Source organism: Streptomonospora sediminis, from assembly GCF_054778995.1.
The window spans coordinates 28,709-33,832 of record NZ_BAAGYZ010000045.1 but is presented as its reverse complement, the minus strand read 5'-3'; the positions used below and the strand labels follow the sequence as shown (position 1 = coordinate 33,832).

4 protein-coding genes are annotated in these 5,124 nt (G+C 72.0%); 2 read left to right on the top strand and 2 right to left on the bottom strand.

All coding sequences use genetic code 11. The features are described 5' to 3' along the window. Positions 1 to 55: 55 nt before the first annotated feature. The gene (locus tag ACYVD5_RS11330; RefSeq protein ID WP_461000940.1) at positions 56 to 1,876 is read right to left on the bottom strand and encodes an ABC transporter ATP-binding protein; all 1,821 of its coding nucleotides are present in this window, start codon (positions 1,874 to 1,876) and stop codon (positions 56 to 58) included. A 245-nt stretch (positions 1,877 to 2,121) separates the two neighbouring features. Next, entirely contained in the window at positions 2,122 to 3,306 is a 1,185-nt protein-coding gene (locus ACYVD5_RS11325; RefSeq protein WP_461000939.1) for a DUF695 domain-containing protein, read from the bottom strand. 148 nt (positions 3,307 to 3,454) lie between these two features. Here ACYVD5_RS11325 and mnmA point away from each other — a divergent pair, with 148 nt between their 5' ends. Together mnmA and ACYVD5_RS11315 are read left to right on the top strand one after the other, a co-directional pair. Continuing rightward, positions 3,455 to 4,540 carry a tRNA 2-thiouridine(34) synthase MnmA gene (mnmA, locus tag ACYVD5_RS11320; protein WP_461000938.1) on the top strand — a complete coding sequence of 362 codons (1,086 nt, stop codon included), beginning with the start codon at positions 3,455 to 3,457 and terminating at the stop codon, positions 4,538 to 4,540. 164 nt (positions 4,541 to 4,704) lie between these two features. Beyond that, a partial coding sequence (locus ACYVD5_RS11315) for a DedA family protein (protein WP_461000937.1) occupies positions 4,705 to 5,124 on the top strand: 420 nt, incomplete at its 3' end.

Genomic DNA, 5,124 nt, shown 5'->3' with positions numbered 1-5,124 from the left:
TCTTCGGCGCCCTTCGCCATGCCCGCAGCCGGTTCGGGAAACTCCCATCAACGATCTAGGTGGCAGTAGGGGGCTGCGGCGCGAGGTGCTCGGCCGCGAGCAGTTGGGTGCGTGCCAGCTCCTGGTAGAGCGAGTCCTCGGCCAGCAGGGACGCATGGTCGCCGACCGCGCGCACGCGCCCGTCCTCCACCAGCACGATCCGGTCGGCGGAGGCCACGGTGGACAGCCGGTGGGCGATGAGCACCACGGTGCATTCGGCGGCGATGTCCTCGACCGTCTGCTGCAGGGCGGCCTCGCTCCGGGCGTCCAGCTGCGAGGTGACCTCGTCCAGCAACAGCACCGCGGGCCGGCGCAGTAGCGCGCGGGCAATGGCCAGACGCTGGCGCTGACCGCCGGAGAGGGTGACCCCCCGCGCGCCGACCGGGCTGTCCAGCCCTTCGGGGAGCCCGGCGACGAACTCCGCCATCCGGGTCTGGCGCAGCGCGCGGTCGATCTCCGCGTCGTCCGCCTCGGGTGCGCCGTAGCGGAGGTTCTCGCGTATGGAACCGTCCATGATGGGCGACTCCTGCTCGACATAGGCGATCAGGTCGCGGACCTGCGACCGCGGGCGGGTCCCGATGTCGAGGTCGTCGAAAAGGATCCGGCCGCTGTCGGGCTCGTAGAAACGCTGCAGGAGCGAGAAGATCGTGGTCTTGCCGGCTCCCGAAGGGCCGACCAGCGCGGTGCGCGCGCCGGCGGGCGCGTCGAAGGAGACCGCTGAGAGGACCTCGCCCCGGTCGGGGTAGGCGAACGAAACGTCGCGCAGCCGCAGGGCCGGCGGCCGCATCGGCGGCCGGCTCTCGCCGGCGCCGCCGTCGACGTCGTCCTCGGTCGGTCTGTCGAAGACGTCGTCGATCCGGCGCAGCGCACCGAGCCCCTGGAACACCGTGCCGCAGCCGGTCACCAGGGCAAGGACGGGGGCGGCGAGGCGGAACAGGTAGAGCAGGAAGGCGATCAGGACGCCGAGTTCGAGGGTGCCCGCGGCGACGAAGGCCCCGCCGAATCCCAGGACCACCAGGAACGACACCTGGATGGCCAGTCCGGAGAGCACACCGATGACCGCCTGGTACCGGGCGCCGCGCATCCCGGCCGTGTAGGCGCGCTCGGCGGCCTTCTCGGCGGAGCGGGATTCGCGTTCCTCGGCCCGGTTGGCCTTCACCGTGCGCGCGGCGCCCAGCGACCGGTCCAGGGCCGCTCCGATGACGCCGATCTCCTGCTGGGCGGCATCGCTCGCCGCCCGGATACGCGGCATGAAGAAGACGGTCAGGATCCCGATTCCGACCATGGTGGCGCTGGTGATGCCGAACAGCGGCAGGTGCAGCACCGCCATGATGGCCAGCGCCGCAACCAGCGTCAGGGCCCCGTTGACGACCTGGATGAGCCCGGAGGACGACGCCTGCTGCAGGAGTTGGCTGTCCGAGGTGACCCGGGTGGTGAGGTCGCCCGCCGAGCCGCGGTCGAACTCGGCGACGCGCAGCCGCATGAGCCGCCGGATGATGCCTTTCCGGACGCCGATGACCATGTTCTGGGAGACGCGTTCGCCGAACCAGATCTGCGCCGCGTTCAGGACCGCGGCGCAGACCACGAACAGGACCAGCAGCAGCACGGGGGTGGTGAGGTCGCCGCCGTCCTGCAGGGCGGAGATGATGCTCGACGCCAGCAGCGGCTGCATGAGCCCGGCCGCGCTCCCGCCGAGGGTGAGCAGCAGCACCACGAGCAATGCGCCGCGGTGCGGCCGGACATAGGCGTAGAACCGCGCGAGCGGTACGGGGCCGGCGCCGCCTTGCCACGCCGATCGGGTTTTCCCGGTTCCCGCCGAGGGGGTTTCCGCAGCCATCGGTCTCCTGCTTTCCGCCGGTCGCCGCCGTTGCCTCCCCGCCCTTCCTCTCGCTAAAGAGAGGGGGCGCAAAGCGTGCAGCGCGCAGTGCACTCCGCCTGCCGGACGAAGAGATTCGTCTCAGTGCTGAACTCTTCGAACGCGGCGGAAGTGCCCGCAGACCGCGCGGTTGTGCCGCGGGACCGGCCGATGGGGCGTGTGGGACCGCCGGCGGCAACCGGCGCCGCAGCGTATGGCCGCGGCCCTCAGCCCTCCAGTTGGCGGCGGATCGGGCGCATCAGCTGCTCGATGGTCTGCCACTGGGGATCCATACGGCTCTGCAGCGTGGCCTGGCCCTCGCTCCACTCGCGCACGGCGGTCTCGAAATCGCTCAGGATCCCGGAGTCGGGGTCGAGGTAGAAGTAGAACTGGCGTTGGCCGCCCGCCGTCTGCTGGGCCAGCAGCGCGCCGTTGTCGCCGAGCAGGTTGCGCAGGCCCGTGGCGAACTCCTCCAGCGCCGTGGTCGAGGGCTCGGTCGGCAGCCGGTCGCTGTCGCTGTTGGCGTAGGACAGCGCGACGTGCACATACAGGGTCAGCGCCGGGAAGTCGCGGCGGTGCAGCGGATGGCGCACGGTGATCTCGATGATGCCGCGCAGCGGCACCCGCCCCTGCAGGGTCACCCAGCCGCCGCTGCCCAGTGTGCCGGCGATCTGCTGGACCACCGCGGGCATCGAGGTGGGCGGCAGCGGGTCGAGCGGTTTCTCGACCAGCGGTTCGACCTTGGAGATCCAGCGCACGTAGTCGTCCTCGCCCAAGGCGAGCATCACGACATGGTCGGCGACGCCTTGGCGGGTCTCTTCGGCCAGGAACATGAAGTCGGGGTGGTAGACGCCGACCTCGACCTTGTTGCGCTGCTGGTCGACCCGCATGGACACGGTGGAGTGGGACAGGTCGAGTTCGTGCTCGTCCCACTCGACGGGTTTGCCCAGCCGGTCGTGGTCGCTGGGGAAGGCGGGGAAGAACCTCCACCCCGGCTCTTCCGGTGCTGCGCGCGCCCACCGCTCGGTCAGGATCCGCGCCTGGTCGTCGGGTCCGGCCGTGAGGGTCAGCGCGTAGCCGGGGCTGCCCTCAAGCGAGGACAGGGGGTCGTCCAGCGCCGCCATGCGCTCCAGCAGCCGGTCGGGGTCGCTCTCGTCGTCGAGCCCGAGGTCGCCGGTGCCGCCCAGCCCGGTGGCCGAGCCGGCCGGCGCCGTGCCGGCCTCCCAGCTGACCTCGGGGTGGATGCGCCGGACCGCCGCGGTGAGCCGTTCGGCCACGTCCTCGGGCAGCGGGGCGCCGCTGTCGACGGAGGCCGCCAGCGGGCCGCGGAAGTCCGGCCACTGGCGCCAGAACTCGTCAACGGCGACGGCGGAGTCGGACTGCGCTGAGCGGCGGCGACGGAACAATGCCATGCCAATGATTTTGGCAGAGCCCGGCGGCGTGCGCGCCACACGGCGGCGTGTCCGCGGGCGGTGCGGCGGGCCGGGGGAGCGGACCGGGTGTCCGGGCCGGAGGAACCGGTCGAAGCCGGGCCCCGCTGGCGCATAGGCTGGAGGGGCTATGACTATGCGTGTACTGGCCGCCATGTCCGGCGGCGTCGACTCCGCTGTCGCCGCGGCCAGGGCCGCCGAGGCCGGCCACGACGTCACCGGTGTGCATCTGGCCCTTTCCAAGAACCCGCAGTCCTACCGCACCGGCGCCCGCGGCTGCTGTACGGCCGAGGACTCCCGCGATGCCCGGCGGGCCGCCGATGTGATCGGTATCCCGTTCTATGTCTGGGACATGGCCGAGGAGTTCGACCGCGACGTGGTGCAGGACTTCGTTTCCGAGTACGCCGCGGGGCGTACACCCAACCCGTGCCTGCGCTGCAACGAGAAGATCAAGTTCGAAGCGGTGCTGGACCGCGCCATTGCGCTGGGCTTCGACGCCGTGTGCACCGGCCACCACGTCCGCAAGCTCGATGGCCGGCTGCGCCGCAGCGTCGACACCGGCAAGGACCAGTCCTATGTGCTGGGCGTGCTCGACCGCGATCAGGTGGCCCACGCCATGTTCCCGCTGGGCGACTGCACCAAGGACGAGGTCCGGGCCGAGGCCGACCGCCGCGGTCTGGCGGTGGCCGACAAGCCCGATAGCCACGACATCTGCTTCATCGCCGACGGCGACACGGCGGGCTTCCTGAACGATCGGCTGGGCGGCGGGCCCGGCCCGATCAAGGACGAGTCCGGCGACGTCCTGGGCACCCACCAGGGCGCGCACACCTACACGGTCGGCCAGCGCAAGGGGCTGAACCTGGGCGGCGCGGCCGAACGCCGCTACGTGCTCTCCATCGAGCCGGTCGACAACACGGTGACCGTGGGCCCGCGCGAGTCGCTGCAGGTCGACGAGATCACCGCCGAGCGGCCGGTGTGGAGCGGCAGCGACCCGCTCACCGAGCCCACCGCCTGCACGGTGCAGTTGCGCGCCCACGGCGAGATCTACTCCTGTACGGCCCAGCAGTGCGGCGGCCGGCTGGAAATCCGGCTCGACGAACCCGCCACGGGTGTGGCCGCCGGCCAGGCGGCCGTGCTCTACGAAGGCGACACCGTGCTGGGGTCGGGCACCATCGCGGCAACGGCCCGCAGCGGGGAGCCTGCGGCGGCCGGTTGAACCCGGACGGCGATCCGCTCGGGGCGGCCGCGGCCCGGAGGCCGCGGCCCGGCCCCGGCCGCATCCGCGCCTGCCGCCTATGCCGGAAGTTAGGTTAGGCATAACATAGTTCGGGCGCCCGGTGCGGCGAGTGCGGTGACTGCAGTGACTCCGGAGGGGTTGCGATGGACTACGGGTTCCTGGACGGCCGGCCCTTCTGGATCGGCTATGCCGCGCTCTTCGCCATCGCCTTCGCCCGCACGCAGACCATCTACTGGATCGGCCGCGGCCTGGGCGCCGGGATCCACCGCTCGCGCATCGCCGATCGCATCGGCGACCGCCTCACCCGCGCCGAACGGCTGATCAACCGCTTCGGCCCGCCCGTGGTCACGGCCTCCTACGCCACCATCGGCGTGCAGACGGCCATCCACCTGGCGGCGGGCGCCATGCGCATGCGGTTCGGGCGCTACCTGGTCGCGATGCTGCCCGGCTGCGCGGGGTGGGCGGCCATCTACAGCCTGGGCGGCCTCGCGGTGATGGCCGCGTGGTGGGAGCTCTTCCTGCGCTCGCCCTACCTGGCCGCAGGCGCGGCCGCGGCGGCGGCG

Excerpts from the sequence above, each read along its gene's own strand:
- ACYVD5_RS11330 (WP_461000940.1), bottom strand. The coding sequence starts at position 1,876 with ATGGCTGCGGAAACCCCCTCGGCGGGAACCGGGAAAACCCGATCGGCG.
- ACYVD5_RS11325 (WP_461000939.1), bottom strand. The coding sequence starts at position 3,306 with ATGGCATTGTTCCGTCGCCGCCGCTCAGCGCAGTCCGACTCCGCCGTC.
- mnmA (WP_461000938.1), top strand. The coding sequence starts at position 3,455 with ATGACTATGCGTGTACTGGCCGCCATGTCCGGCGGCGTCGACTCCGCT.